The organism is Ensifer sp. Root1252, assembly GCF_001425885.1.
Taxonomy (GTDB): domain Bacteria; phylum Pseudomonadota; class Alphaproteobacteria; order Rhizobiales; family Rhizobiaceae; genus Ensifer; species Ensifer canadensis.
The window spans coordinates 107,022-132,338 of sequence record NZ_LMDT01000045.1 but is presented as its reverse complement, the minus strand read 5'-3'; the positions used below and the strand labels follow the sequence as shown (position 1 = coordinate 132,338).

24 protein-coding genes and 1 pseudogene are annotated in these 25,317 nt (G+C 61.7%); 18 read left to right on the top strand and 7 right to left on the bottom strand.

Annotation, left to right across the window (positions count from 1 at the left end):
- Positions 1-208: 208 nt before the first annotated feature.
- The 6 genes from ASD02_RS31005 to ASD02_RS30980 all read left to right on the top strand — a co-directional run bounded on the left by ASD02_RS31005 (position 209) and on the right by ASD02_RS30980 (position 7,845).
- On the top strand, positions 209-1,363 hold the full coding sequence (locus ASD02_RS31005; protein ID WP_025424750.1) for an efflux RND transporter periplasmic adaptor subunit: 1,155 nt from the start codon (positions 209-211) through the stop codon (positions 1,361-1,363).
- On the top strand, positions 1,360-4,539 hold the full coding sequence (locus tag ASD02_RS31000) for a multidrug efflux RND transporter permease subunit (RefSeq protein WP_025424749.1): 3,180 nt from the start codon (positions 1,360-1,362) through the stop codon (positions 4,537-4,539). Before ASD02_RS31005 ends, ASD02_RS31000 begins: the two co-directional genes overlap by 4 nt.
- Positions 4,540-4,833: 294 nt before the next feature.
- Positions 4,834-5,670: an MBL fold metallo-hydrolase gene (locus ASD02_RS30995; RefSeq protein ID WP_025424748.1), complete on the top strand. Its 837-nt coding sequence runs from the start codon at positions 4,834-4,836 to the stop codon at positions 5,668-5,670.
- A gap of 16 nt (positions 5,671-5,686) precedes the next feature.
- The gene (locus ASD02_RS30990) at positions 5,687-6,184 is read left to right on the top strand and encodes a DUF6636 domain-containing protein (RefSeq protein ID WP_128090376.1); all 498 of its coding nucleotides are present in this window, start codon (positions 5,687-5,689) and stop codon (positions 6,182-6,184) included.
- 86 nt (positions 6,185-6,270) lie between these two features.
- Positions 6,271-7,017, top strand: a complete 747-nt coding sequence (locus tag ASD02_RS30985; protein ID WP_025424746.1) for a YebC/PmpR family DNA-binding transcriptional regulator — start codon at positions 6,271-6,273, stop codon at positions 7,015-7,017.
- A gap of 192 nt (positions 7,018-7,209) precedes the next feature.
- Entirely contained in the window at positions 7,210-7,845 is a 636-nt protein-coding gene (locus tag ASD02_RS30980; RefSeq protein WP_025424745.1) for an HAD hydrolase-like protein, read from the top strand.
- 4 nt (positions 7,846-7,849) lie between these two features.
- Here the strand turns inward: ASD02_RS30980 and ASD02_RS30975 are convergent, their stop codons facing one another.
- Positions 7,850-8,851, bottom strand: a complete 1,002-nt coding sequence (locus ASD02_RS30975; RefSeq protein ID WP_057221568.1) for an LLM class flavin-dependent oxidoreductase — start codon at positions 8,849-8,851, stop codon at positions 7,850-7,852.
- Between the two features lie 172 nt (positions 8,852-9,023).
- On the opposite strand from ASD02_RS30975, the gene ruvC reads away from it, so the two are divergent.
- The 6 genes from ruvC to ASD02_RS30945 all read left to right on the top strand — a co-directional run bounded on the left by ruvC (position 9,024) and on the right by ASD02_RS30945 (position 13,808).
- Positions 9,024-9,536 carry a crossover junction endodeoxyribonuclease RuvC gene (gene ruvC, locus ASD02_RS30970; RefSeq protein WP_025424743.1) on the top strand — a complete coding sequence of 171 codons (513 nt, stop codon included), beginning with the start codon at positions 9,024-9,026 and terminating at the stop codon, positions 9,534-9,536.
- A 72-nt stretch (positions 9,537-9,608) separates the two neighbouring features.
- Positions 9,609-10,226, top strand: coding sequence for a Holliday junction branch migration protein RuvA (gene ruvA / locus ASD02_RS30965; protein ID WP_025424742.1), 618 nt, complete (start codon positions 9,609-9,611; stop codon positions 10,224-10,226).
- A gap of 87 nt (positions 10,227-10,313) precedes the next feature.
- Positions 10,314-11,354, top strand: coding sequence for a Holliday junction branch migration DNA helicase RuvB (gene ruvB / locus ASD02_RS30960; protein ID WP_025424741.1), 1,041 nt, complete (start codon positions 10,314-10,316; stop codon positions 11,352-11,354).
- Entirely contained in the window at positions 11,355-12,257 is a 903-nt protein-coding gene (locus ASD02_RS30955) for a metallophosphoesterase (protein WP_025424740.1), read from the top strand.
- Between the two features lie 283 nt (positions 12,258-12,540).
- Positions 12,541-13,440, top strand: coding sequence for a metallophosphoesterase (locus ASD02_RS30950; RefSeq protein ID WP_025424739.1), 900 nt, complete (start codon positions 12,541-12,543; stop codon positions 13,438-13,440).
- Positions 13,440-13,808 (top strand): hypothetical protein, encoded by a 369-nt coding sequence (locus ASD02_RS30945; protein ID WP_025424738.1) that lies wholly within the window; start codon positions 13,440-13,442, stop codon positions 13,806-13,808. The genes ASD02_RS30950 and ASD02_RS30945 overlap by 1 nt, the downstream gene beginning before the upstream one ends.
- A 76-nt stretch (positions 13,809-13,884) precedes the next feature.
- Here the strand turns inward: ASD02_RS30945 and ASD02_RS30940 are convergent, their stop codons facing one another.
- From ASD02_RS30940 to ASD02_RS30925, 4 genes are all read right to left on the bottom strand, one after another.
- On the bottom strand, positions 13,885-15,099 hold the full coding sequence (locus ASD02_RS30940; RefSeq protein ID WP_057206614.1) for a hypothetical protein: 1,215 nt from the start codon (positions 15,097-15,099) through the stop codon (positions 13,885-13,887).
- A 190-nt stretch (positions 15,100-15,289) separates the two neighbouring features.
- Positions 15,290-16,180 (bottom strand): NAD(P)-dependent oxidoreductase, encoded by an 891-nt coding sequence (locus ASD02_RS30935; RefSeq protein WP_057221567.1) that lies wholly within the window; start codon positions 16,178-16,180, stop codon positions 15,290-15,292.
- Entirely contained in the window at positions 16,177-17,037 is an 861-nt protein-coding gene (locus ASD02_RS30930; protein WP_057221566.1) for a glycosyltransferase, read from the bottom strand. The genes ASD02_RS30935 and ASD02_RS30930 overlap by 4 nt, the downstream gene beginning before the upstream one ends.
- Positions 17,034-18,254 carry an NAD-dependent epimerase/dehydratase family protein gene (locus ASD02_RS30925; protein WP_025424734.1) on the bottom strand — a complete coding sequence of 407 codons (1,221 nt, stop codon included), beginning with the start codon at positions 18,252-18,254 and terminating at the stop codon, positions 17,034-17,036. Before ASD02_RS30925 ends, ASD02_RS30930 begins: the two co-directional genes overlap by 4 nt.
- 127 nt (positions 18,255-18,381) lie before the next feature.
- Between ASD02_RS30925 and ybgC the strand changes: the two genes are divergently transcribed.
- Positions 18,382-18,837, top strand: a complete 456-nt coding sequence (gene ybgC, locus ASD02_RS30920; protein WP_025424733.1) for a tol-pal system-associated acyl-CoA thioesterase — start codon at positions 18,382-18,384, stop codon at positions 18,835-18,837.
- Positions 18,838-18,998: 161 nt separating this feature from the next.
- On the opposite strand, the pseudogene ligD reads toward ybgC, so the two are convergent.
- Positions 18,999-20,125, bottom strand: a pseudogene (gene ligD, locus ASD02_RS30915) (non-homologous end-joining DNA ligase); the annotation flags it as partial.
- A gap of 78 nt (positions 20,126-20,203) precedes the next feature.
- Positions 20,204-20,494, bottom strand: a complete 291-nt coding sequence (locus tag ASD02_RS30910) for a hypothetical protein (protein WP_025424732.1) — start codon at positions 20,492-20,494, stop codon at positions 20,204-20,206.
- Positions 20,495-20,802: 308 nt separating this feature from the next.
- Here ASD02_RS30910 and tolQ point away from each other — a divergent pair, with 308 nt between their 5' ends.
- The 5 genes from tolQ (at position 20,803) to pal (ending at position 25,196) form a co-directional block, all read left to right on the top strand.
- The gene (gene tolQ, locus ASD02_RS30905) at positions 20,803-21,525 is read left to right on the top strand and encodes a protein TolQ (RefSeq protein ID WP_025424731.1); all 723 of its coding nucleotides are present in this window, start codon (positions 20,803-20,805) and stop codon (positions 21,523-21,525) included.
- A 27-nt stretch (positions 21,526-21,552) separates the two neighbouring features.
- Positions 21,553-22,005: a protein TolR gene (tolR, locus tag ASD02_RS30900; protein WP_025424730.1), complete on the top strand. Its 453-nt coding sequence runs from the start codon at positions 21,553-21,555 to the stop codon at positions 22,003-22,005.
- Between the two features lie 9 nt (positions 22,006-22,014).
- A complete protein-coding gene (gene tolA, locus ASD02_RS30895) occupies positions 22,015-23,094 on the top strand; it encodes a cell envelope integrity protein TolA (RefSeq protein WP_025424729.1) in 1,080 nt (359 codons plus the stop codon).
- A gap of 78 nt (positions 23,095-23,172) precedes the next feature.
- Positions 23,173-24,483 (top strand): Tol-Pal system beta propeller repeat protein TolB, encoded by a 1,311-nt coding sequence (gene tolB, locus ASD02_RS30890; protein ID WP_025424728.1) that lies wholly within the window; start codon positions 23,173-23,175, stop codon positions 24,481-24,483.
- Positions 24,484-24,665: 182 nt separating this feature from the next.
- Entirely contained in the window at positions 24,666-25,196 is a 531-nt protein-coding gene (gene pal / locus ASD02_RS30885) for a peptidoglycan-associated lipoprotein Pal (protein WP_025424727.1), read from the top strand.
- Positions 25,197-25,317 lie beyond the last annotated feature (121 nt).

Here is a 25,317-nt window from a genome sequence, read left to right as displayed (position 1 = left end):
TCCGCAGCACAGGATTGCGGGTTCGAAATGTCGCCGCAGGTACTCGGACGACCAATGTCCCGTGCCGGGCGTTCTCGATTTTACTGCATAATTCCTTGGATCGGCGTCGATTTGAGGAGCAAATTATGCGGCGAGTTTCAAGCGTGACAGCGTCCTTTTGCGCTTCATCTATGACGCGCGGCGCTGTCGGTGCATTCGGAGAGCGTGCATGTATTCAAGATGGCATTTGCCGATGATTTTCGGCGTTTCGATTTCCCTTTTCTCTGCAGCCAACGTCGTCGCGCAGGATGCGCAGCTTCCCACCGTCACTGCCGCCAAGCCGGTCGTTCGCGATGTGATCGACAGCGACGAGTTCATCGGTCGCTTCGAGGCAGTCGATGAAGTTTCCGTCCGCGCCCGCGTCGGGGGCTATCTCGACGAGGTCAACTTCACCGACGGTGCCCTGGTGAAGAAGGGCGACAAGCTCTTCGTCATTGACCAACGCCCCTATCGCACCGCGCTGTCGCAGGCGGAGGCGACGCTCGAGTCGACGCGTTCGTCTCTCGCCTTTGCCGAGACACAGTTCAAGCGCACGGAATCCCTGACTGGAACCGGCACGCTCTCCGTCTCGACGCTCGATGACCACCGCCGGGAATTGCTTTCGGCGCAAGCCGCCGTGCGCGGAGCGGAAGCCGCGGCCGAGCGCGCCAAGCTCGATCTCGACTATACGACGATCATCGCACCGCTGACCGGCCGCGTCGATCGCCGCCTGATCTCGACCGGCAACCTCGTTCAAGCGGACCAGACCGTGCTGACGACGATCGTTTCGCTCGATCCGATCGACTTCTATTTCGACGTCGATGAGCGTCGCCTGCTTTCCTATGCGCGTGTTGCTCGCGAACGCGGCAGCGCACTTCAGGAGGGCGGCGGCGCGCTCGATGTCATGGTCACCATCGCTGATTCCAACGAGGCGCCGTTCAAGGGCAAGCTCGATTTCGCCGAGAACCGGCTGGACCAGGCAAGCGGCACGATGCGGGTGCGTGCGCGCTTCGACAATCCCAACTACGTGCTACAGCCGGGTCTCTTCGGTCGCGCCGAACTCGAGGGCTCGAACACCTACAAGGCTGTGCTCATTCCCGATGAAGCGATCGGCGCCGACCAGAACGAACGCATCGTTTATGAGGTGCGCGAAGACGGCACCGTTGCGACCAAGCCGGTGCGGCTCGGTCCGAAGCTTCATGGCTATCGTGTCATCCGCAGCGGTATGACCGGCGACGAAACCATCGTGGTCAACGGCCTGATGCGGGCACGTCCGGGCACGAAGGTGAAGCCCGAGATCGTTGAACTGCCTCCTGAAGCTCAAGCGACGGGGAGCGCTCAATGAGGTTTGCCCATTTCTTCGTAGACCGGCCGATCTTCGCATCGGTGCTTTCGATCGTGTTGCTGATCGTCGGCAGCATCGCCTACTTCCAGCTGCCTGTGGCGCAGTATCCGGAAATCGCACCGCCGACCATCGTCGTTCGCGCGGCCTATCCGGGCGCCGATGCCGAAACCATCGCCAACACGGTGGCGACGCCGCTGGAACAGGAAATCAACGGCGTCGAGAACATGCTCTACATGTCCTCCTATTCGACCGCCGACGGTTCGATGGCGCTGACCATCACCTTCAAGCTTGGAACGGACCTCGATCAGGCCCAGGTTCTGGTGCAGAACCGCGTGTCCATCGCCGAACCGCGCCTGCCCGAAGATGTCCGGCGCATCGGCATCACTACGGCGAAAAGTTCACCCGACCTGATGATGGTCGTGCATCTGCTGTCGCCGAACGAACGTTACGACCAGCTCTACGTCTCGAACTATGCCCGCACCCGCATCCGCGACCTGCTGGTCCGTCTCGACGGCGTCGGTGACGTCATCCTGTTCGGCGAGCGTGAATATGCGCTGCGCGTCTGGCTCGATCCGGAAAAGCTCTCGGCCTACGGAATGACGGCAGGCGACGTCGTGCAGGCGTTGCGCGAGCAGAACGTGCAGGTCTCGGGCGGTTCGATCGGCGCGCCGCCGACACCGGGCGACAGCGCGTTCCAATATACTGTTACCACCGACGGCCGCTTCAGCGATGCCCGCCAGTTCCGCTACGTCATCGTCAAGGCGACGGAGAGCGGACGGCTGGTGCAGCTGCAGGACGTGGCGCGCATCGAACTCGGCGCCCGCGAATACGTCAACAACAGCTATCTGGACGGCAGCCCGGCCGTGGCGCTCGGCATCTTCTCGCGGCCGGGTACCAACGCGCTCGACGCGGCCGACGCGATCCAGAAGGTGATGACGGACGTTTCGAAGGACTTTCCGGAGGGCCTCGAATACCGGATCGTCTACAACCCGACCGAGTTCATCTCCGAATCGATCAACGAGGTCTACAAGACGATCGGCGAAGCCGCCATTCTGGTGGCGCTCGTGGTTCTCATCTTCCTGCAATCCTGGCGCACAGCGATCATCCCGATCGTGGCGATCCCGGTGTCGCTGGTCGGCACCTTCGCTTTCCTCTACGCCTTCGGCTTCTCGCTCAATATGCTGACATTGTTCGGCCTGGTGCTGGCGATCGGCATCGTCGTCGACGATGCCATCGTCGTGGTCGAGAACGTCGAACGAAACCTGGCGCGCGGCATGACCCCGCGCGAGGCGTCGCACGTGACCATGGACGAAGTGGGGGCAGCGGTCATCGCGATCTCGCTGGTGCTGACCGCCGTCTTCATTCCGACGGCCTTCATCCCCGGTATTGCCGGCCAGTTCTATCTGCAGTTCGCCGTCACGATATCAGTGGCGACGGTGATTTCCGCCTTCAATTCGCTGACGCTGTCGCCGGCGCTCGCGGCAATCCTGTTGAAACCGCACGAGAACAATCACCACGAAAGCGGCAACCCGCTCACCCGGTTTGGTCGGTCGCTGGCAAACGGCTTCAACAACGGTTTCGACCGCATGGCTGAAGGCTACGCCTGGATCGTGCGCAAGCTGATTTCGACAAAAACGGCGCTCGCTGCGGCGCTCATCGTCTTCGTCGGCCTGCTTGGCGCCACCTGGTACATGGCGCAGATCGTGCCGAGCGGCTTCGTACCGACCATGGACCAGGGTTATGCCATCGTCGTCATCCAGCTTCCCGACGGCGCGTCGCTCGATCGGACCGATGCGGTGGTCAAGCGCGCTTCGAAGATCATCCAGGAAGTGCCCGGCGTGAAAAACGCCGTCGCCTTCGCCGGTTTCAACGGCGCGACCTTCACCAATGCGTCCAATGCCGGTGTCATCTTCGCGTCCTTCGAGAGCTTCGAGGAGCGGCTCAAGCACGGCGAGAGCGCCAACCAGATCATCGGCCAACTCTATGGCAGCCTGCAAAGTATCCAGGAGGCCTTCATCATCGCCGTTCCCCCGCCGTCGGTGCGTGGCATCGGCAACTCCGGCGGCTTCAAAATGCAGATTGTCGACCGGCAGAGTGCCGACATGCGCCGCGTGCTGGGGCTGGCCTACCAGATGATGGGTGCTGCCAACCAGACCGAGGGGCTGACCGGCGTCTTCACGACGTTCTCGGCGTCGAGCCCGCAATACTTCCTGGCGATCGATCGCGACAAGGCGAGGACCTTGAACGTGCCAATCCCGAACATCTTCGAGGCACTGTCGATCAATCTCGGCACATCCTATGTCAACGACTTCAATGCCTTTGGCCGCGTCTATCAGGTGCGGGCACAGGCCGACCAGCAGTACCGTCTGGAGCGCGACGACATCCTGGCGCTGAAGGTCCGCTCTGCCACCGGCGCACTGGTGCCCATGGGCACACTGGTCGAGATTCGCGACACTGCGGGTCCCGCCTTGGTGCAGCGATACAATATGTATGTCTCGGTACCGTTGCAGGGCAACCCGGCGCCGGGTGTCTCGACCGGCACGAGCCTCGACAAGATGGAGGCGCTTGCGGCCCAGATGCTGCCACAAGGCACATCGTTCGAGTGGACGGAACTCGCCTTCCAGGAGCGCCAGACGGGCAACACCGCGGTCTTCATCTTCGCGCTGTCGGTCGTCTTTGTGTTCCTGGCGCTGGCAGCGCAGTATGAAAGCTGGGTCCTGCCGCTGGCGATCATCCTGATCGTGCCGCTCGGTGTGCTCTCGGCACTCATCGGCGTTTTCCTACGGGGGCTCGACAACAACGTGCTGACCCAGATCGGGTTGATCGTGCTGATCGGGCTTGCTGCGAAGAACGCGATCCTGATTGTCGAGTTCGCCCGCCAGGGCGAGGATGAGGGGAAAACACCGATCGAAGCGGCGGTCGAGGCCAGCCAGTTGCGTCTGCGGCCGATCCTGATGACTGCCTTCGCCTTCATCCTCGGCGTCGTGCCGCTGATGATCGCCACGGGACCCGGTGCCGAAATGCGCCAGTCGCTCGGAACGGCGGTGTTCTCCGGCATGCTCGGCGTGACCTTCCTTGGCCTGTTCCTGACGCCGGTCTTCTACGTTACGCTGCGCTCGTTCCGCCGGCGCAAGCCGGTTGCGGCGAGCGAGCCGATGGCGACGCCGGCCGAGTAACACGAGCGCTGTTGCTTGTGATCCAACGCCCCGGTGGCAGCGCCGGGGCGTTTTGCTGTGAACAGGACGCGCGCCGCTGTTCGCAATGCCAGCACAATGACGCAAACGTGAGTGCTTGATGCAGCTTTGTCGCTGGACGTTACGGCGCGCTTGAACAATCCTCCTTTCGCCCGTGACGGCAGCGTTTCTCGAACTGACGCGTTCACTGCCGATACTGTCAACGGCCGCATGACCTGTACCCAAGTCTGACGTGCTTGAGCACAGGTCATGCGCGCGCGGTGTGAAAGGTGATGGATGATGCTCCGCTACCTTGCCTACACTTTTGCCGCGATCTGGCTTCTGCATGCCTTCTGGCCGTCGGCCGCGCATGCACAGGCAGCGCCCGCACAAGTGAGCCAATGCCAGGCGATCGCCGAGGCGTTGCCGCAGGCCACTTTCGCCAGTTTCACACCGGCCGCCGCAACGAAGGGGCAGATGGTCGCTGGCGAAGTGACGATCACCTATCTCGGCCACTCGACCTTTTTGATCGAGACACCGGGCGGTGTTTCGATCGCCACGGACTATAATGGCTGGTTCCGTCCGTCGGCGCCGCCGACCGTGGTGACGATGAACAAGGCGCATTCCAGCCACTACACTTTGACGCCGGATCCGGCGATCCGCACGGTGCTGCATGGTTGGGGTGAAGACGGCGAGCCGGCGCGACACGACCTCGTCGTCGGCGATGCCTATATCCGCAATGTCACCACGGACATCCGCTCCGGCGCCATGACGATGGAGCATGATGGCAATTCCATCTTCATCTTCGAGGTGGCGGGTCTGTGCATTGGCCATCTCGGCCATCTGCACCACGAGCTCGATGACAGCCACTACCGGCAGATCGGCAGGCTCGACGTGCTGATGGTACCGGTCGATGGCGGGCTGACGATGGGGGCCGAAAGCATGAGTCGCGTCGTTTCGCGGCTGCGCGCGGCGCTGATCTTGCCGATGCATCGACGCGGTCCCCCGATCGACGCCTTCCTCGACATGTTCGGCGACGATTTCGACAAGAGCTTCGCGACTGGAGCGAGCGTCAAAGTCTCGCTGCGTTCCTTGCCAAGCAAACCGCTGATTTATATCCTCCAGGGAGTCTGAACATCGGGATTGCCCAATGAGAATGTTTGCAGCCGGCGTCGTTGCGTTTCTGTCCTTTTCAACAATGGTTTTGGCAACGGCAGCTCTGGCCGGAGGCGCACCTGCACCGCGCATGCCGCCTCCCGACACCCAGCACCCGCAAGCTGTTCCCCAGGCGACTGTCGCGCCCGTTGCCGAGCAGGAAGAGTTCGTGATGCCATCGGGCAATATCGGCTGCATCTACACGCCCGCGGGCGGCACGCCGACCTATCAGCCTGCCGACGGCGGGCCGGAACTTTCCTGCGATATCATCGCGCCGCGTTACGTCAGGGCAACGCTCGGACGGGCCGGCGCGGCAACGATCAATCGCGAGGTCGGAGATCCGAGCTGCTGTTCGGCCGGGCCGATCCTCGAATATGGGGTGACATGGCAGGGCGGGCCCTTTTCCTGCATCTCGGAACGAACGGGCCTTTCCTGCCGCCGCGACGACGGCCATGCCTTCGTTCTCAGTCGCGGGCGCATCTCCGCCAACTGAAAAGAAACGCCCCCTGCTGGACGGAAAGCGGCAATAAAACTATAAGGCGCCCCATTCCATTCAAATTCATGCATGCAGAGGGTGCCATGGCTGGCCATTCACAGTTCAAGAACATCATGCACCGCAAGGGCCGTCAGGATGCGGTGCGCTCGAAAATGTTTTCCAAGCTCGCGCGCGAAATCACGGTTGCGGCGAAGACCGGCATGCCCGATCCGTCGATGAACGCGCGCCTGCGTCTGGCGATCCAGAACGCCAAGGCGCAATCGATGCCGAAGGACAACATCGAACGGGCGATCAAGAAGGCCTCCGGCGGCGACGCGGAGAACTACGAAGAAGTCCGTTACGAAGGTTATGGCCCGGGCGGCGTCGCTGTTATCGTCGAGGCGTTGACCGACAACCGCAACCGAACCGCCTCCAACGTCCGCTCGACCTTCACCAAGGCGGGTGGCGCGCTTGGTGAAACCGGTTCGGTTTCCTTCTCCTTCGACCGTGTCGGCGAGATCACCTACAAGCTTTCGGTCGGCGACGCCGACAAGGTGATGGAAGCGGCGATCGAAGCCGGTGCCGACGACGTGACCACCGACGAGGACGGCCACACGATCATCTGCGGTTTCGAAGCGATCGGCGAAGTCTCCAAGGCTCTGGAAGACACGCTCGGCGAAGCCGAGACCGTCAATGCGATCTGGAAAGCCCAGAACACCGTGCCTGTTGACGAGGAGAAGGCGCAGTCGCTGATGAAGCTCATCGACATTCTTGAAGACGACGACGACGTGCAGAACGTCTATTCGAACTTCGAAGTGTCCGATGAGGTCATGGCGAAGCTTTCGGCCTGATCCGATTTTTTCAGGCCTACTGCATGTCTCCTTAAGTCCCATCCGATTTAGGGACAAAAACATGCAGCAATTCAAAGTGCTACAGCGACCCTTGCGCGTCCAATCGGACGCACCGCGCTGTAGACGTCTTGATCTACCCGTGTCCTAAAGGGCACGGGTTTTTCTTTGGGCGTCACCGATGGGATGTGACCGATGGCGTATGAGTTCGCGATCTTCGACTTCGACGGTACACTCGCCGATACGGCGGAGCTGTTCATGGCGGCGAGCAACCTTGCTGCCGCGCGCTTCGGGTTTCGCCAGCTCACGGTCGAGGAGTTCAAGGGGCTGCGCGCCATGGGCAGTCGCGAGATCATCGCGCATCTCGGCGTACCGATGTGGAAACTGCCGCAGATCGCCACTTTCATGCGGCAGGAAATGGCCGCCCAGGCTCGGGCCATCCAGCTTTTCCCCGGCGTTTCGGGCATGCTGACGGCGCTGAAGTCGGCTGGCATCGGCATCGCGGTCGTCAGTTCGAATGGCGAAGCGGCCGTTCGCAAGGCGCTAGGCGAGACCGCTGGCGCTATCGACCTGTTCGAATGCGGCGCCACGCTGTTCGGCAAGGCGCAGCATTTCAAGAGGGTCGTCAAGTTTGCTGGTATCGATCCTTCGCGGATGCTTGCGATCGGCGACGAGGCTCGCGACATCGAGGCAGCCCGCAAAGTACGCATTGCGGCGGGCGCCGTCGGCTGGGGTTACGCCGATCCCGCGTTTCTGAAATCGCTCGGGCCGGATCGTTTCTTCGATCGCATCGACGAGATCCTGCCGGCCTTTCGGGGCGCGAACGGCTGATCAGTCAGGCCGCCTTGGCAAGCTCCTGCTGCGCTTCGGCGAAAAGCCGAAGCGACTTGAGCCGGGCATCCATGTCGAAGATCGGCATGGAGATGATCAGTTCGTCGGCCTTGGTCTGGTCGAGGAACGTTTCGATCTTTCTGCGGATCGTCTCCGGCCCGCCGACGATGGCATAGGACATCGCATGATCGACAAAGATCTTCTCGTCCGAACTCCATAGCCCGTCCATGGATGCGACCGGTGCCGGGAACCGGCCGCGGGCGTTGCGCCGCAGGGCGACAAAGGATTGCTGCATCGACGTGAAGAGGTAGTTCGCCTCCTCGTCGGTGGCAGCTGCCACGCCCATGACGCCGACCATCACGTGCGGCTTGTCCAGCGTCTCCGAGGGCGTGAAGCGCTCGCGATAGATCTCGAGCGCCGACAGCAGCATGTCGGGCGCGAAATGCGAGGCAAAGGCAAAGGGCAAACCGAGCATGCCGGCGAGATGGGCGCTGTAGTGGCTCGATCCGAGCAGCCAGATCGGCACATTGGTGTCGGAACCCGGAACCGCGATGACCTTCTGATCCTCGGCGATGGGGCCGAGCAGTGCCTGCAGTTCGACGACGTCATTGGGGAAGTTGTTGGCGCTCGCCTCCATATTGCGGCGGAGCGCCTGGGCGGTGCGCATGTCGGTGCCCGGCGCCCGCCCAAGCCCGAGATCGATCCGGCCGGGATAAAGGGCGGCAAGTGTGCCGAACTGCTCGGCAATCACCAGCGGCGAATGGTTCGGCAACATGATACCGCCGGAGCCGACGCGGATCGTCTTCGTTCCCGCTGCGACATGGGAGATGACAATCGAGGTCGCAGCGCTGGCAATGCCCTTCATGCCGTGGTGTTCGGCCAGCCAGAACCGCTTGTAGCCGTTTTCTTCGGCCGCCTGCGCCAAGAGCCGCGAGTTTTCGAGCGATTGGGCGACGCTGCCGCCTTCGGTGATCGGGGAGAGATCGAGGACGGAGAAAGACGCCATGAGCAAGGCCCTTTATTGAGCGAAATTGATTGAATGGCTATGTAAGGTCAAAATTCCTCAATCCAAGGGTAGTGCTCGAGATTTCCGGCAGCCGCGTTTGCCTTATGTGGATGTTTTTGTTTTGTTCACTTTTTGCTGGCAGCGTCCGGACACGCAGCATAGGGTGAAATTCATGCAGACCACGATTCGCATCATCGGCATCGATCCGGGCCTCCGCCGTACCGGCTGGGGTATCATCGAAACGCTTGGCAATTCGCTGCGGTTCGTTGCCTCCGGCACCGTGACCTCGGATGGCGACATGGATCTCGCTTCGCGGCTCTGCCAGCTGCATGATGGCCTGGCGGAAGTCGTGCACAGCTATCAGCCGGACGAGGCTGCGGTGGAGCAGACCTTCGTCAACAAGGATGCAACGGCGACGCTGAAGCTCGGGCAGGCGCGCGGCATCGCCATGCTGGTGCCGGCGCGCGCGGGCTTGAGGGTTGCCGAATACGCGCCGAACGCGGTCAAGAAGGCCGTCATCGGTGTCGGTCACGGTGAAAAGCAGCAGATCCACATGATGCTGAAGGTTCTGATGCCGAAGGCCGAGTTCAAGGGCAACGATGCTGCCGACGCGCTCGCGATCGCCATTTGCCACGCGCACAACCGCCTGTCGGTGACCAGCCGGCTTGCGGCCCTGATGGGGTAGTTGCGCTGCTGCCGTTAATTTCCGATGGTCGGTCCGATCATCCCGCAATCCATCCATGAGAGACGACGCCACATGATCGGCAAATTGAAGGGTACTATCGACGAAATCGGCGAGGATCATGTCGTTCTCGACGTGCATGGCGTCGGCTATGTCGCCCATTGTTCGGCGCGCACATTGTCGAAGCTGGGTTCGGCGGGGGAGGCGGCGGTGCTGTTTATCGAGACCTATGTGCGCGAGGACCAGTTGAAGCTGTTCGGCTTCCTGACGGCGCTGGAGCGTGAGTGGTTCCGGCTGTTGCAGAGCGTCCAGGGGGTGGGCTCCAAGGTTGCGCTCGCCCTCTTGTCGACGCTGACGCCGGGCGAGCTTGCAAACGCGATTGCGCTGCAGGACAAGACCTCGGTATCGCGGGCGCCGGGCGTCGGCCCGAAGGTGGCGGTGCGCATCGTCACCGAATTGAAGAACAAGGCGCCGGCGTTTGCCGGCGAAATGTCCGGCACGATCGGCCTCAAGCAGGAGCTTGGCGAGGGTGTTGCCTCGGCGCCGGTTTCAGACGCGGTGTCGGCGTTGACCAACCTCGGCTATTCCCGCGACCAGGCTGCAAATGCGGTTGCCGCGGCGCTGAAGAACGGCGGCGAGGATGCCGACAGTGCCAAGCTGATCCGGCTGGGTCTCAAGGAACTGGCGCGATGAATCCTTGCGTTGTCGTGCCGGCCGATGCAAAACGGGCATTCTCTTTGACACCACGCGCAAGCATGCCCGATCGATTGGAACGGATGGATGACTGAAGCCGCACGTCTGATAACGCCGGAAAAGCGCGGCGAAGATCTCGATGCGACCATGCGTCCGCAGTCGCTGGACGAATTCACCGGCCAGGCGGAAGCCCGCGCCAACCTGAAGATCTTCATCGAGGCGGCGAAGAACCGCGGCGAAGCGCTCGATCACGTGCTGTTCGTCGGGCCGCCCGGTCTGGGCAAGACGACGCTGGCGCAGATCATGGCCAAGGAACTGGGCGTCAACTTCCGCTCGACCTCCGGGCCTGTTATCGCCAAGGCGGGCGATCTGGCAGCGCTTCTGACCAATCTCGAAGAGCGCGACGTTCTGTTCATCGACGAAATCCACCGGCTCAACCCGGCCGTCGAGGAAATCCTTTATCCGGCGATGGAAGATTTCCAGCTCGATCTGATCATCGGCGAGGGGCCGGCGGCGCGATCGGTGAAGATCGATCTGTCGAAGTTCACGCTGGTCGCTGCAACCACCCGTCTCGGCCTGCTGACGACGCCGCTGCGCGACCGCTTCGGCATTCCGGTGCGGCTCAATTTCTACACGGTCGAGGAACTGGAATCGATCGTGCGCCGTGGCTCCCGGCTGATGGGGCTCGGCATGACCGACGACGGCGCGCGCGAGATCGCCCGCCGCGCGCGCGGCACGCCGCGCATTGCCGGTCGGCTGCTTAGGCGCGTGCGCGACTTCGCTGAAGTGGCGCGGGCCGAGGCGGTGACCAAGACGATCGCCGACGAGGCACTGACGCGGCTTCTCGTCGACAATATGGGGCTCGACCAGCTCGACCGGCGCTATCTCTTCATGATCGCCCAGAATTTCGCTGGCGGGCCTGTCGGCATCGAGACCATTGCCGCGGGGCTTTCCGAACCGCGCGATGCGATCGAAGACATCATCGAACCCTATCTGATCCAGCAGGGTTTCATCCAGCGCACGCCGCGCGGCCGCATATTGACCGCCAATGCCTGGAAACATATCGGCCTCAATCCGCCAAAAGAGGTCGAGGCGACCCAGTTTCGATTGACGCTCGAGGACGAGTAAATGATCACGCGCCGTGGGCTTCTGAAGTTTCTCGGCGGCGGGATTGCCAGCATGGCGGCGCTTGGCAGCTATGCCTTTGCCATCGAGCCGCTCGCCCGGCTGAGCGTGACGCGTTATGCGCTGACGCCGCCGGGCTGGTCGCCGGGCTTGAAGCTGCGGGTGGTGGCACTTGCCGACATCCACGCCTGTGAGCCATGGATGTCCGCCAGCCGCATCGCCTCGATCTGCCGGCAGGCCAATGCGCTTGGTGGCGATATCACCGTCCTTCTCGGCGACTATGCCGCCGGCATGAACCTTGTCACGCGTTATGTGCATTCCAGCGAATGGTCGAAGGCGCTCGCGACGCTTGAGGCGCCGCTCGGCGTGCATGCGATCATGGGCAATCACGACTGGTGGGAGGACAGGACCGCGCAGAAGAACAGCGGCGGCCTCACCTTCGGTCACAAGGCGCTCGCCGACGTCGGCATCAACGTCTACAGCAATCGCGCCATCCGCCTGGAAAAGGATGGCCTCGGCTTCTGGCTCGCCGGCCTCGAAGACCAACTCGCGTTGGTGCCGGGCAAGAAATGGATGCGCAAGCATATGCAGGGCCTCGACGATCTCGATGGCACGCTGGCACAAGTAGAAGACGACGCGCCGGTGATCCTGCTTGCCCATGAGCCGGACATCTTTCCGAAAGTGCCTTCGCGTGTCGCCTTGACGCTCTCCGGCCATACCCATGGCGGGCAGGTCCGGTTTCTCGGCCACGCTCCGGTCGTACCCTCGCGCTTCGGCGATCGTTATGCCTATGGTCATATGGTCGAGGGGGATCGCAGCCTGATCGTTTCCGGCGGGCTCGGCTGCTCGATTGCGCCGGTCCGCTTCGGCGTGCCGCCGGAGATCGTCGTCATCGACCTCGGCTGAGGGGATTCCGGCCGCATGGCTTAGGCGCGCGGCCAAATGGCGTATTTCGGCGTGGCGGCGGGCTCGCTATGATCCGCGACAGCGCCACGCGTCTCATGAGACGCGCAGAGGTCGCTGTAGCACTTTGAATTGCTGCATGTTTCCTTGAACCGGATACGATTTAAGGAAACATGCAGTAGGGAAAGAGCCGGCCGTCGACGTTGGACGAGCGCTTTCCATTACCTGCATCGCCTCGATGAAGGTGGCAGGCGGCTTGGCGTCCATCCATTGAAGGGAAGAGTGAATGCTGGCGCGGCGCGGGTTCTTCAAGCTTCTCGGCGGGCTGGTGATGGCTGGGTTTGGCACCAGCGCCTATGCGGTGGGGGTCGAGCCGTTGCAGCGGCCGCTGGTGACGTCCTACGCTTTGCGGCCTGCCAACTGGCCGCCAGGCCTCAAGCTCAGGGTCGTCGTCCTGGCCGATATCCACGCCTGCGAACCCTGGATGCCTGTGCACCGGATTGCCGGCATCTGCGATCAGGCCAGTGCGCTTGGTGGCGACATCATCCTCCTTCTCGGCGACTATATGAGCAGCCTGCGCCTGACCGGTTTCGTCGAACCCGCCCGTTGGGCCGAGGCATTGGCGCGGCTGAAAGCGCCTCTCGGGGTCCACGCGATCATAGGCAATCACGACTGGCTCAACGATCCGGTCGCCCGTCTGGCCGGGCATGGTCCGACAATAGCCCACAGGGCGCTTGCCGGCGTTGGCATCCCGGTCTACGACAATCGTGCGCTGCGGCTCGAAAAGGACGGACGATCCTTCTGGCTCGCCGGTCTGGCCGATCAACTCGAGCCAACCTACCTGGCTCCCGACGGCTCAGGCATGATCCCCGGGCTCGATGACCTGCCCGGCACGATGGCCGGCATGGATGGTGACGATCCGATCATCCTGATGGCCCACGAGCCGGACATCTTTGTCGACGTGCCCCGGCGTGTATCGTTGACACTCGCCGGCCATACCCATGGCGGGCAGGTCAGGATTCTCGGCTATGCGCCGCTTGTCCCGTCGCGATACGGCAACCGCTATGCCTACGGCCACGTCGTCGAGGACGGTCGTCACATGATCGTCTCCGGTGGATTGGGTCTTTCGAATTTGCCGATCCGGATCGGATCGCCTCCGGAAATCGTTGCCATCGATATCGGCTAATGACAGCGTCGATTCAAGCAACGGGCTCGGTGATCTTGCCGAAGGTGAAGATGCAGATCGGCCGCTCGCTGACGGAAGGCATGTCGACCAAGCAGCGCAGCACCTTCCTCGTCTCCGGTGTAATATCGGCAACCTCCTGGCGCGTGCCGTTGATGCTCGGCGCATTGCCACAGCTCAATTTCGTCGTTCCGATGACGGTGATCCTGATGGCCTATGGCCTGCTGCTTGCCGCCGCGATCGTTGTCTCGCACAGCCTTCTCTTCGTGCTTACGGCGGATAAAACCGGCAAATTCGATGAAAGCGCGGATCGAGCCCATGATGGGCCTGCTGTCGGTGGCTTGAGTTGGGGGATCAGGGGTCTGGTTTGACCCGTGATCAGAAGGAAAGGCCCGGCGTCGAGCGCGACGCCGGGCCTTTCTGTTTATGGGTGTTGAGCAAACCGCGTCAGGCGGCCTTGCCGAAGAGATTTTGTAGAGCGCTACGCAAGCCGGGTACGACTTCATAGGTGTCGGTTACCAAAAGCAAACCATCCGCGCACTCGAACCAATCTCCTGCCATCCCCGCGATCCCTTTGATTGATGTGCTGAGCTTGGCAACCTCGATCGAGTTGGGCGGGGTGCTGATGACCCGCTCTGCAATCCAGGCGTCAAGCCAGCTTTGGTTCGCGGGTGAGACAGCCTCCAGCGCGGTTTGTGGGTGTTTGTCGAAATAGTCCTGAATAGCGATATTGGTCGGTGCGATGACGATCTGGTCGAGATTGCTGTCCCCGAAGGCATCGATGACGCGTGAGCGTTCAAGCGCCATCAGGAAGGTATCGGTCTTGCCGTCCCGGCCGGTTGTCGCCGCGAGAGAGCGTAGCGTCTCCAGTATCGTCGGAAGCTGTTGTTCCTGTTGCGCGTCGTCGGCGCCGGTCTTGATGAGGGACTGATAAACGAGGTCGATGCCGGGGGTGAACGACCGCTTGCGGATGCCGCGTGTCCAATTGTATTCGAAATCCACTTCGAAGCGACCTTTGAGATTGGGCACTGCGCCCTGCGGCACCTCGATGATCACGGCTGGGTTCCAGATATAGCCGGCATAGGATGGGCGGCCGGGATTTGCCGGCATTCCCGACGACACCCAGCCGACATGCGGCAAGCTGGTGTGCCATTCGATTGATCGCGATTCCGGGCGGGCCGCGAACGAGACCTCGGAAGCGGTGAAGCTGACGCCGACGTTGGCGCTGAGCGAAGCGCCCGCCTTCGGGCCTTCCGAACTATACTCGGCGCTCAGTTCGCCGCCGATCGAGAAGCTGATGGTTGCCTGCTCGACCGTGCTGTTCGGCCCGAACGTCAAGAGACGTGCCTGTGCCGAGGTCGTTTCAATGCGCAGATTCATGTGGTTGGCATAAAAGCCGACCGAGACCCAATTGGACGACGGCTTGGACGGCGAGCCCTGAATGCCGTGGTAGACATCGCCGGCAACGAGATAATAGTCGCGCGTCAGATTCTGATCGCCGTGTATCAGCTTGTAGACCGATAGCAAGGCGTTCGCGGTCAGGGTTTGCGATGAGGTTTTGACCGTACCCCATCCAAAATCCTTACCGCCGTTCGTTCTCCATTCACCGTTCAAAGTGCCGACAAGCTTCCAGACTTCAGGATTCAACGTCTCGATAGGCATCGTTTTGTTTCCTTCGAAGCGCCGTCGATCGACGGGAGGTTGAGCTGTGGAGCGAGACCGGAACCGGCCCGCGCAGCCACCTTAACGCAGATATTCGAAGACAACCTGAGGTAATTATTTGTACATTAAAGCTCTTTAAACGAGTCCTAAAATTAGACAAGCAGGACGCTGGTCCTATGCGCTTGCGGCGTCAGGCAAGCAGCGTTCTGACCGTTGCCCGCAATCGCTCCAGCCCGCCCGGCCGCCAGTCAACTGCTCGGATCTTCTCGCTATTCATGGCGTTGAAGGTGGTCAGCGTGGCCGGGCGCGGAAGGGCGTGCTTGGAGCCGGTAATATCCTGAACCATTGCCAGAATGGTACAGTTGTCGACGAGCACATCGGAGACGTTGAACACGCCGCTCGTCAGGCCGTCGAGCGGTGCTTCGAGGGTGAGGCGAACGGCGGCGGCCACATCATCGCCATGAACTTCCGTGCCGGCGCGTGGCGCAATCTCTCGGCCCGCGAGATAGTCATCGAAAAGCGGCTGCCATTTGTGAGCGGCACCTGTGCCGGACGGTCCGTAGACGCCGGTCACACGCAGGCTCACCGCCTTGAATGCGTTCGTGCCTAGTGCGGCCAGTGCATTTTCGGCTTCCAGCTTGAGGCTGCCATAGAGGCTTTCGGGATGGCAGGCCGTATCTTCAAACAGTTCTACGCCCGGCAGTTGGTCGCCATAGACGGCGCGGCTCGACAGGAAGACGCAGCGCTTCACGCCGTGGTCGCGGGCGGTTCGAAACAGGCGGACGGAGCCGTCGAGATTGCTGCGGCGGAACCCTTCCGGGTCATCGCCTTCGCCGCCCCGATAACGCCCGGCGACATGCTGGAAGGCGGCATGGACGAAGTGGTCGACGTCACGGAAGGCGACGCTCTGATCGATATCCGGGTCGAGAGCGAGCGGAACGAAAGCGACAGGCTTCGAGAAGAAGGCGGGAGCGGGCGGAGTGCGGCCGCCGGCAACAACGTCATACCCGGCGGCCATCAGATGCTCGACGATGAAGCGGCCGACGAAACCGGTGCCACCGGAGACGAGCACGCGCGTCATGACTGAGCCGGATTCGCAAGGGTTGCTATGTCTGGAATATTCTCGCCGGTGAGGTAGGCGGACCAGAGGTCGATCAACGGACGAAGCTGCTTGCGGGGATGGTCCTTCTCCCACGGCTTTTCGTACTGGTAGTGCAACACGCCGATCGACGACCAGTCCCAGAGTTCTGGCAAATTGAACCAGACATATTGCAGCATGTTCATGGTCACCGGCAGGCCATGCCATTCGGGAAAAAAGCTCTGCAGGAAGGTCTGGTCGGTGCGGGGCCAGAAGGCTTCAGGCGCGTCGAGCCTTTCGAGCATGGCGCGGAACGTCGCGATGGATGGCTCGGCAACGAAGACGCCGGAATTCAAACGGTGAAAATCGGCAAGACCTTCATAGACATTCGGCGCGGCGGAAAACTCCGGATAGCCAAACAGCCGGTCGATGTTTCTGAGAACGATCGCATCGGCGTCGATGAACACGCAGCGGCGATATTCTGTCAGCTGCCAGAGCCGCAGCTTGCAGAAATTGTCGAGCGGCGAATGAAAAGCCGGCTTGCGCCCCTTGGTGAAGGGCGCTTTGTCGTGGACGTTGCGCTTGCCGTGGCGCTCGTTGAAGGCTTCCGAGAGCGGCAGCAGCTTCGTTTCGATAAGGCGGCAGCCGATTGTTGAGAGTGGCGCAAGGACGTCGGCGGCAACGCCGCCAGTGTGGAGAACGACGATATCGGCCGGGGTGTTCGTCAGGCGGATCGAGCGGACGAGCGCGCGGGCGCCGAGCGCATAGTCGGCATTGGTGACGAGCGTCACGAATGCATGATCGGACGAGGCAGGGGAGGAGGGGCGGAGCCCCTCCGGGTGATCGTCAAGTGATGTCATGAAACGGATTTCAGCCGCTTGCCCTCAGGGTCGTGGTTGATGCGCATCGCGATATCCTTGGTCCAGGCGGAGACGGCCGGAACGCGCGAGCGATCGACGCGATAGGCAAATTTCCTGGCGACATCGACGATTTCGGAAAGCAGACCATCTCTGAGACGGATCGGATCAAGGCCAAGCCCCAGGAACTTTTTGTTGTGCACGACGAGTTCGTTTTCCGCCGCTTCCTTGCGCGGGTTGGGCAGCCAGGCAATCTGCGAACCGGAGATCGTGGCGATCATTTCGGCGAGGTCCCGCACCCGGTGGGTTTCCGTCATCTGGTTGAAGATTTCGACGCGGCTGCCACGGGCCGGCGGGTTCTTCAGCGCCAGTTCGATGCAGCGCACGGAATCCTGGATGTGGATGAAGGCGCGTGTCTGGCCGCCGGTACCATGCACGGTCAGCGGATAGCCGATCGCCGCCTGGATGAGGAAACGGTTCAGCACCGTGCCATAGTCGCCGTCATAGTCGAAACGGTTGATCAGCTGAGCGTGCCTGCGGGTCTGCTCCGTGTGGGTGCCCCAGACGATGCCCTGGTGCAGGTCGGTGATCCTGAGGCCATCGTTCTTGGCGTAGAACTGGAAAAGCAGCTGATCCAGGCACTTGGTCATGTGGTAGATCGAGCCGGGATTCGAGGGATAGAGGATGTCCTGGCTCACGGTTTTGCCCGCCATCGTCTCGATGCCAACAGGCAAATAACCCTCGGGGATCGCCGCGCCGACGGTGGAATAGCCATAGACGCCCATGGTGCCGAGATGCACCAGATGTGCATCGAGTTCGAGTTCGACGAGGGCGTTCAGCAGATTATGCGTGGCATTGACGTTGTTGTTGACGGTGTAATTCTTGTGCCGGTCGCTCTTCATCGAATAGGGCGCTGCGCGCTGTTCGGCGAAATGCACGATCGCGTCGGGGCGGTGTTGCGTAAGCCAGTTCTTCAAAAGCTCGTAGTCGCGGGCAAGATCGATCAGGTTGAAATGAATGCGACGGCCGGTTTCGGCATGCCAGATGCGGGTACGCTCCTGGATCGAATCCATCGGGGTCAGAGACTGCACGCCGAGCTCGGTATCAATCCAGCGGCGTGAGAGATTGTCGAGAATATGGATGTCATGACCGGCGTCGGACAGGTGAAGGGCCGTTGGCCAGCCGATGAAACCATCACCGCCGAGGATCGCAATCTTCATGCACGGTTCTCCTGATCAGGAAGGAAAGCTGTGTCACGTGTAGGATAGGTTTGTGACAAAGCTGCAATGCTTGCAAATGCCTTTTTGTTCCTGCACAGGATTTGGGAAATTCTTGTCGGAGAGAAGCATGTCCCTGATCTCGATTGCAGGCGAACTGACCGAAGGCGGCCATCGACTGGTCCAGCGCGTTTATTACGAAGACACCGATTTTTCCGGCGTCGTTTATCACGCCCGCTACTTGCATTTCATGGAGCGCGCCCGCACGGATTTCCTGCGGCTGCTCGGCGTCGAGCAGGCGACGCTGGCGATCGAGGGGGACAGCGAGGGTCTCGTCTTTGTCGTGCATCGGATGGAGATCGACTTCAAGGCGCCGGCGCGCATGGACGACATCCTGACGATCGGCACGGTGACGGAGAAAGCGGGCGGTGCCAAGATGGTGCTGCTGCAGGAGATCCGCCGTGATGGGCAATTGCTGATCGCCGCCAAGGTGATTATCGCGGTGATCAACGGCCAGGGCCGTCCCCGCCGCCTGCCCGAAGCGCTGGCGACGAAATTCACACAGGCAAGGCAAAGCGTGGGTTAAGCCGGCACGTGCTGTTGCATGCATCGAAGCGTCCTTTCTGAAGGGCGCTTTTTTCGTTGCCAGGAGGTTAGTTGCAACCCGTACCGTTTGTGCAGTTGACGATCATGCGGACGTACGTATGGATCGAGGGCCTGCGGCAGGTGGCGGCCTAGCCGCCCCGCTTATTCGGCCAGCGTATCCAGTATCTTCTTGGTCAGGGACTGCCTTGTATCGCCAAGCTCAGACCAGGGTTCCATTCCATTTTCGATGCGCTGGAGGATATCGGCGATATGGAAACCGTTGGCTGCGTCGAGGTTGGAAAGCTCGCTCCAGCTGACGGGCGTTGCCACCGGTCCACCTGCGCGGGCTCGGGTGGAATAGGGAGCGATCGCTGTCGCGCCGCGTTCGTTCCTCAGCCAGTCGATGAAGATCCTGCCCTGGCGCTTTGCCTTCGACATGGTGGCAATGAAATTATCCGGATCGCGGTCGGCAAAGCCCTGCGCGAACGACTTGGCGAAGCGTTTCGCGTCCTCCCATGGTGCGCGTGGCGCCAGCGGAACGATGACATGCACGCCCTTGCCGCCGGTAACCATCGGAACCGATTGCAGGCCGATGTCGTCGAGCGCGTCTCGAAGGCTGAGTGCGGCGTCCTTGACGGTTGAAAAATCGACGCTTGGGTCGGGGTCGAGGTCGAACACCAATCGGTCCGGCGTCTCGATCTTGTCGACCGGCGATCCCCAGATGTGAAATTCCAGCGTTCCCATCTGGACCGCCGCAACAAGACCCTTGGCATCACGCACATACATGTAGTTCTCGGTGTCGCCGGAGGATTCCTTCACCGGTGTCTCGCGGATCTCGGCCGGAAAACCCTCGCTGGCATGCTTCTGGTAAAAGCATTGGCCGCGTCCGCCCTGCGGGCACCGCATCAGCGACAGCAGGTGACCGCTGGCAAAGGGCAGCATCTTGTCCGCCACGACGGCGTAGTGGCGGGCGAGATCGAGCTTGGTGATGCGCCCTCCCTCGAACAGCTCGCGCTCCGGATGGGTGATGCGAACGCCGAGAACGGTGTCGTCCGTAACCGAATTCGCCGCGCTCGGCGTTTCGCGCGAGGCACGCTTCGCGTTGCCCTGCGCACGCACTGCTTGGTTCGGCGCACGTTTCGCATCGGGTTCGGGCTCCTTCGTCATCTTCGGTCTTTCCTGTGTCACGGCCTTGGCCTCCTTGTCGCGGCGCAGCCCTTCGAAGCGCCGTGGCGAATGTGTCCATCGTCAGAGAACTCGGCTAAGTCGAACTAGGCCACCAGATCCGGCGTGTGCCGGCGGGCCCCATGCCGTCGAGCAATGCTTGCAGCTCGTGCCGTCGCTTGATGAGCGGGTTCTTGCGCAGGTCAGCGTTCTCCGTTCAGCGGTTTGGTGCCTGACGCGCGGACTGCGTCTTGGGCGAGGGCCTGCTCGATGCCCGCGATATCTTCGCTGGTGATGGCAGGGATCGGATCGGAGATGATTGCCTGAAGCACCTCGCTGGATAGGACGCCGTTGGCGAGTGCCTCTTCCAGCGCGGCGCGGGTTTCCCGCTCGGCCTTCAACTGCGCGTAGAGTGCCAGGATCAAGCGATCGCGCTGATCGAAGTGCTGCGGGGTGGACCGCCGGTCGCGATGTCGTGTCGTTTGCGTGGTCATGGCGAGAAAACGCCCGCCGACGAGGGAAGTTCCGTGATGGGCGCTTGGCCTCAAGGTGCGGCCGGAAAGACACAGCACGGTAACACTCCCTTAACCATAATGGTGTCTTAATCAGCCCATCAGGATTTGTGCAGTGCACGTCATCCTTTGACCAAAATTGACGGCAAGAAGGCAACCATAAGCTAATAAAGGTCGCGATGGTGCGACCAGCGGCGGCGCCGGGGCATTCTTGCAACAGGACGTTTGGGCTACCCGGTCACGAGCATGAGCCGCTCTTGCCGGGTGTTTGGATTCGGGGACTGAAAACGATGGAACAGGTTGGATTGGCCGCTGCGACGCACGATGTGACCCTCTGGTCGCTGTTCATGCAAGCGGGCTTTGTCGTGAAGTTGGTCATGCTGGGGCTGATTGCAGCTTCGGTGTGGACATGGGCGATCGTCGTCGACAAGACGCTGAACTACGGCCGTGTCCGTCGCCAGCTCGACGGCTTCGAGCAGGTGTTCTGGTCGGGCCAATCGCTCGAAGAGCTGTACCGCACGCTCTCCGACCGCCAGACGGCGGGCATGGGGGCGATCTTCGTCTCGGCGATGCGCGAATGGAAGAAGAGCTTCGAGCGCGGCGCTCGCTCGCCGATCGGCCTGCAGATGCGTATCGACCGTGCCATGGACGTGACGCTTGCGCGTGAATCGGAATCGCTGGAAGCGCGCCTCGGTTCGCTCGCGACCATCGGTTCGGCGGCACCCTTCATCGGCCTCTTCGGTACCGTCGTCGGTATCATGACCTCGTTCCAGGCGATCGCCGGTTCGAAGTCGACCAACCTTGCAGTTGTGGCCCCCGGTATCGCCGAAGCGCTGCTGGCAACTGCCATCGGCCTGCTTGCGGCTATTCCCGCCGTTATCGCCTACAACAAGTTTTCTGCCGACGCCGGCAAACTGTCGGCGCGTATGGAAGCCTTCGCCGACGAGTTTTCCGCGATCCTGTCGCGGCAGATCGACGAGAAACTGCAGAACCCGCGCCAGGCCGCGCAGTAATCGCCAGAGAGCACGGAGACCACGCTGATGGGTATGTCGGTTGGCGGAGCCAAGGGGTCGGGCGGCGGTCGCCGCCGCCGCGGCGGCAAGAAAGCGATCATGAGCGAAATCAACGTCACGCCCTTTGTGGACGTGATGCTGGTGCTGCTGATCATCTTCATGGTCGCCGCACCGATGATGACGGTCGGCGTGCCGATCGACCTGCCGGAAACGCAGGCCAAGGCGCTCAACTCCGATACGCAGCCGATCACCGTTTCGGTCAACCCGGCCGGCGAGATTTTCCTGCAGGAAACGCCGATCGCAATCGAAGAGGTTGTGCCCAAGCTCGAGGCGATTGCCACCACCGGCTACAACGAACGCATCTATGTCCGCGGCGACACCAACGCCGACTATGGCACGGTGATGAAGGTCATGGCGCGCATCTCGGCTGCCGGGTTCAAGAACCTCGGCCTCGTGACGCTGCAAGAACAGGAAAAGTGATCCTTGGCCATGAAGGGCAGTCTCGCCACATCTGGTCTGCTTCACGCTCTGGTTCTGACCTGGGCGCTGGTTTCGCTCGGCAGCCCGGCTGACTTCCAGGTCGCCGACGTCGAAGCCTTGCCTGTCGATATCGTACCCTATTCGGAAATGACCCAGGTCCAGCAGGGCGACAAGAAGGCACCGAAGAAGGAAACATCGTCGCCGGTTCCGACCAAACGTCCGGAAACGAGCCAGCCGGCCGAGAACATCGGCGACAACGACACGGACCTGAAAACGCCGCCGACGCCGAACGCCAAGCCGTCGAAGAGCGAGGCCACGGCCTCGCCGGAAAAGAACGAGAAGCCCGAACCGACGCCCGATCCGGTCGAGCAGGAAATCAAGAAGGTCGAGGAGACGAAGCCTGCTTCCGAACCGGCGACCGAAGTCGCGGCACTGCCGGAAGCCAAGCAGGAAGTAAAGCCCGAAACCAAGCCGGAACCGGCGCCGGCCGAAGAAAAGCCGGCCGAAAATCCGGAAGCCGAAGCGTTGCCCGAAAAGGTGCCGACGCCGGCTGCCAAGCCCAAGGTCGAAAAACCGGCACAGTCGGCAAAGACACCTGACCGCAAGAACGAGCAGACGCCGAAGGAACAGAAGAAGGCGGCCTCCACTGAGGAAAGCAAGTTCAACGCTGACGAAATTGCCGCCCTTCTCAACCGGCAAGATCCCTCTGCCGGTGGCGCCAAGCGCTCGACGCAGGAGGCGGCTCTCGGTGGCAAGAAGACCATCGGCGTGGGCTTGAGCGCCAACGAGATCGACGGTGTGAAGGGTCAGATCCAGGACAAATGGTCGCTGATGGCCGGTCTCACAGGCGTCGAGGAAGTGCGCGTCTCGATCCGGGTGCAACTGGATCCCTCGGGCAACATCGTCGGTGAGCCGGAGGTGACCGCCACGGGGGGGCCGGAAGGAACGCGCCGCGCCGTCGAGAGCAGCACGCTGCGCGCGCTCCGCCGCTCGGCACCGCTACAGAACCTGCCGCCTGAAAAATATGACGGCGAAAAAGGATGGAATACCCTCGTGCTGAACTTCGACCCCTCGGATTTCGCACTCTAGAGCTGCCGGGATTGGAATCATGCCGGATAGCAAACCAACCCTGCAAACCCTTCGTACTAAGCTGAAAGGCTTGTCTCTATGATCAAGAGCTCTTTTTTCCGCGCCCTGATGGTGGCAGCGGGTCTGCTGGCCGCCTTCGTGGCGGCGACGCCGGCGAATGCGGTCGTTGAAATCAACATCAACAAGGGCAATGTCGAACCGTTGCCGATCGCGATCACCGACTTCCTGCAGGGTGAACTCGGCAAGAAGATTTCGGACGTGGTCGCAGCCGACCTCAAGCGGTCGGGCCTGTTTAAGCCGATCGACCGCGGTGCCTTCATCGAAAAGATCAGCAACCCCGACGCCGCGCCGCGGTTCGAGGACTGGAAGGTCATCAACGCCCAGGCGCTCGTCACCGGTCGCGTGACGCAGGAGGCCGACGGTCGCCTGAAGGCCGAGTTCCGGCTTTGGGACACGTTTGCCGGCACGCAGATGACCGGGCAGCAGTTCTTCACCCAGCCTGAAAACTGGCGTCGTGTTGCCCATATCATCGCCGATGCGATCTATGAGCGCATCACCGGCGAAAAGGGCTACTTCGATACGCGTGTCGTCTACGTTGCCGAAAGCGGCCCGAAGACCGCCCGCAAGCGCCAGCTTGCGATCATGGACCAGGATGGCGCAAATCCACGACCGCTCACCAACTCCAACGACATCGTTCTGACGCCGCGCTTCTCGCCGAACCGTCAGGAAGTCACCTACATGTCGTTCGAAAACCAGCAGCCGCGGGTCTACCTGCTGCAGCTGGAGACCGGACAGCGGGAGGTTGTCGGCAACTTTCCGGGCATGACCTTCTCGCCGCGCTTCTCGCCCGATGGCCAGCGCGTCATCATGAGCCTGCAGCAGGACGGCAACGCCAACATCTACACGATGGACCTGCGCTCGCGCACGACGACACGGCTCACCAGCACGCCGGCGATCGATACGGCACCGTCCTATTCGCCGGATGGTGGCCAGATCGCCTTTGAAAGCGACCGCGGCGGACGTCAGCAGATCTACGTCATGGGTGCCGATGGCTCCGGTCAGCGTCGTATCTCCTTCGGCGACGGTTCCTATTCGACGCCGGTCTGGTCTCCGCGTGGCGACCTCATCGCCTTCACCAAGCAGTCGGGCGGCAAGTTCTCGATCGGCGTGATGAAGCCGGACGGTTCGGGTGAGCGCATCCTGACCACAGGCTTCCACAATGAAGGCCCGACCTGGGCGCCGAACGGCCGCGTTTTGATGTTCTTCCGCCAGAACGCCGGTGCCGGCGGACCGCAGCTCTACTCGATCGATCTGACCGGTTACAACGAGCAGGCCGTCCCGACACAGGGCTTTGCCTCGGACCCGGCCTGGTCGCCGCGGCTTGAATAGCAGGCTCGCCTTTGCGGCGGGGATTGTGGCGACGGTGCCGCTTTCTCGCCGCAAAGTGCTGGTCTAGCAGGCGCCGAGCTTAAATTATCGATTTGTTAACCATAACTGTTGAATAGCGATTAACCGCTTCCGGTTACAGTCTGGCAACCGTGAATTCAGACACTTCTCAAGGAGACCGGCGCATGAGCCGAATTGACACCCCGGCCGCAGGCCGCATGCAGACCATCGCTCGCAACCCGGTCATGATCGCACTTGTCATGACCCTTGCCATCGCTGGCTGCGCCTCGAAGAAGAACATGCCGAACAATGCCAACGAGCTTGGTCTCGGCGCCGGCGCTGCAACGCCGGGTTCGCAGCAGGACTTCACCGTCAATGTCGGCGACCGTATCTTCTTCGACACGGACTCGACCTCGATCCGCGCCGACGCCCAGCAGACGCTCGACCGTCAGGCTCAGTGGCTGGCCAAGTACCCGAACTACGCCGTCACCGTCGAAGGCCATGCCGACGAACGCGGCACCCGCGAATACAACCTGGCACTCGGCGCTCGCCGCGCTGCTTCCACCAAGGACTATCTGATTTCGCGCGGCGTTCCGGCCAACCGCCTGAAGACGATCTCCTACGGCAAGGAAAAGCCGGTTGCCGTTTGCGACGACATCTCGTGCTGGTCGCAGAACCGCCGCGCCGTGACCGTTCTCGGTGGCGCCGGCATGTGATCTTCCGATCACGCATCGCTAAATTATAAGGGCGGCCTTGTGCCGCCCTTTGCTTTTTTACCACACTTTGGCCGAACTCCGTTGCTTTTTCAGGGTAATTGGAAAACTGTGCGGCAATCAT

Coding starts and splice junctions, on each gene's coding strand:
- ASD02_RS31005 (WP_025424750.1), top strand. CDS start 209: ATGTATTCAAGATGGCATTTGCCGATGATTTTCGGCGTTTCGATTTCC.
- ASD02_RS31000 (WP_025424749.1), top strand. CDS start 1,360: ATGAGGTTTGCCCATTTCTTCGTAGACCGGCCGATCTTCGCATCGGTG.
- ASD02_RS30995 (WP_025424748.1), top strand. CDS start 4,834: ATGATGCTCCGCTACCTTGCCTACACTTTTGCCGCGATCTGGCTTCTG.
- ASD02_RS30990 (WP_128090376.1), top strand. CDS start 5,687: ATGAGAATGTTTGCAGCCGGCGTCGTTGCGTTTCTGTCCTTTTCAACA.
- ASD02_RS30985 (WP_025424746.1), top strand. CDS start 6,271: ATGGCTGGCCATTCACAGTTCAAGAACATCATGCACCGCAAGGGCCGT.
- ASD02_RS30980 (WP_025424745.1), top strand. CDS start 7,210: ATGGCGTATGAGTTCGCGATCTTCGACTTCGACGGTACACTCGCCGAT.
- ASD02_RS30975 (WP_057221568.1), bottom strand. CDS start 8,851: ATGGCGTCTTTCTCCGTCCTCGATCTCTCCCCGATCACCGAAGGCGGC.
- ruvC (WP_025424743.1), top strand. CDS start 9,024: ATGCAGACCACGATTCGCATCATCGGCATCGATCCGGGCCTCCGCCGT.
- ruvA (WP_025424742.1), top strand. CDS start 9,609: ATGATCGGCAAATTGAAGGGTACTATCGACGAAATCGGCGAGGATCAT.
- ruvB (WP_025424741.1), top strand. CDS start 10,314: ATGACTGAAGCCGCACGTCTGATAACGCCGGAAAAGCGCGGCGAAGAT.
- ASD02_RS30955 (WP_025424740.1), top strand. CDS start 11,355: ATGATCACGCGCCGTGGGCTTCTGAAGTTTCTCGGCGGCGGGATTGCC.
- ASD02_RS30950 (WP_025424739.1), top strand. CDS start 12,541: ATGCTGGCGCGGCGCGGGTTCTTCAAGCTTCTCGGCGGGCTGGTGATG.
- ASD02_RS30945 (WP_025424738.1), top strand. CDS start 13,440: ATGACAGCGTCGATTCAAGCAACGGGCTCGGTGATCTTGCCGAAGGTG.
- ASD02_RS30940 (WP_057206614.1), bottom strand. CDS start 15,099: ATGCCTATCGAGACGTTGAATCCTGAAGTCTGGAAGCTTGTCGGCACT.
- ASD02_RS30935 (WP_057221567.1), bottom strand. CDS start 16,180: ATGACGCGCGTGCTCGTCTCCGGTGGCACCGGTTTCGTCGGCCGCTTC.
- ASD02_RS30930 (WP_057221566.1), bottom strand. CDS start 17,037: ATGACATCACTTGACGATCACCCGGAGGGGCTCCGCCCCTCCTCCCCT.
- ASD02_RS30925 (WP_025424734.1), bottom strand. CDS start 18,254: ATGAAGATTGCGATCCTCGGCGGTGATGGTTTCATCGGCTGGCCAACG.
- ybgC (WP_025424733.1), top strand. CDS start 18,382: ATGTCCCTGATCTCGATTGCAGGCGAACTGACCGAAGGCGGCCATCGA.
- ASD02_RS30910 (WP_025424732.1), bottom strand. CDS start 20,494: ATGACCACGCAAACGACACGACATCGCGACCGGCGGTCCACCCCGCAG.
- tolQ (WP_025424731.1), top strand. CDS start 20,803: ATGGAACAGGTTGGATTGGCCGCTGCGACGCACGATGTGACCCTCTGG.
- tolR (WP_025424730.1), top strand. CDS start 21,553: ATGGGTATGTCGGTTGGCGGAGCCAAGGGGTCGGGCGGCGGTCGCCGC.
- tolA (WP_025424729.1), top strand. CDS start 22,015: ATGAAGGGCAGTCTCGCCACATCTGGTCTGCTTCACGCTCTGGTTCTG.
- tolB (WP_025424728.1), top strand. CDS start 23,173: ATGATCAAGAGCTCTTTTTTCCGCGCCCTGATGGTGGCAGCGGGTCTG.
- pal (WP_025424727.1), top strand. CDS start 24,666: ATGAGCCGAATTGACACCCCGGCCGCAGGCCGCATGCAGACCATCGCT.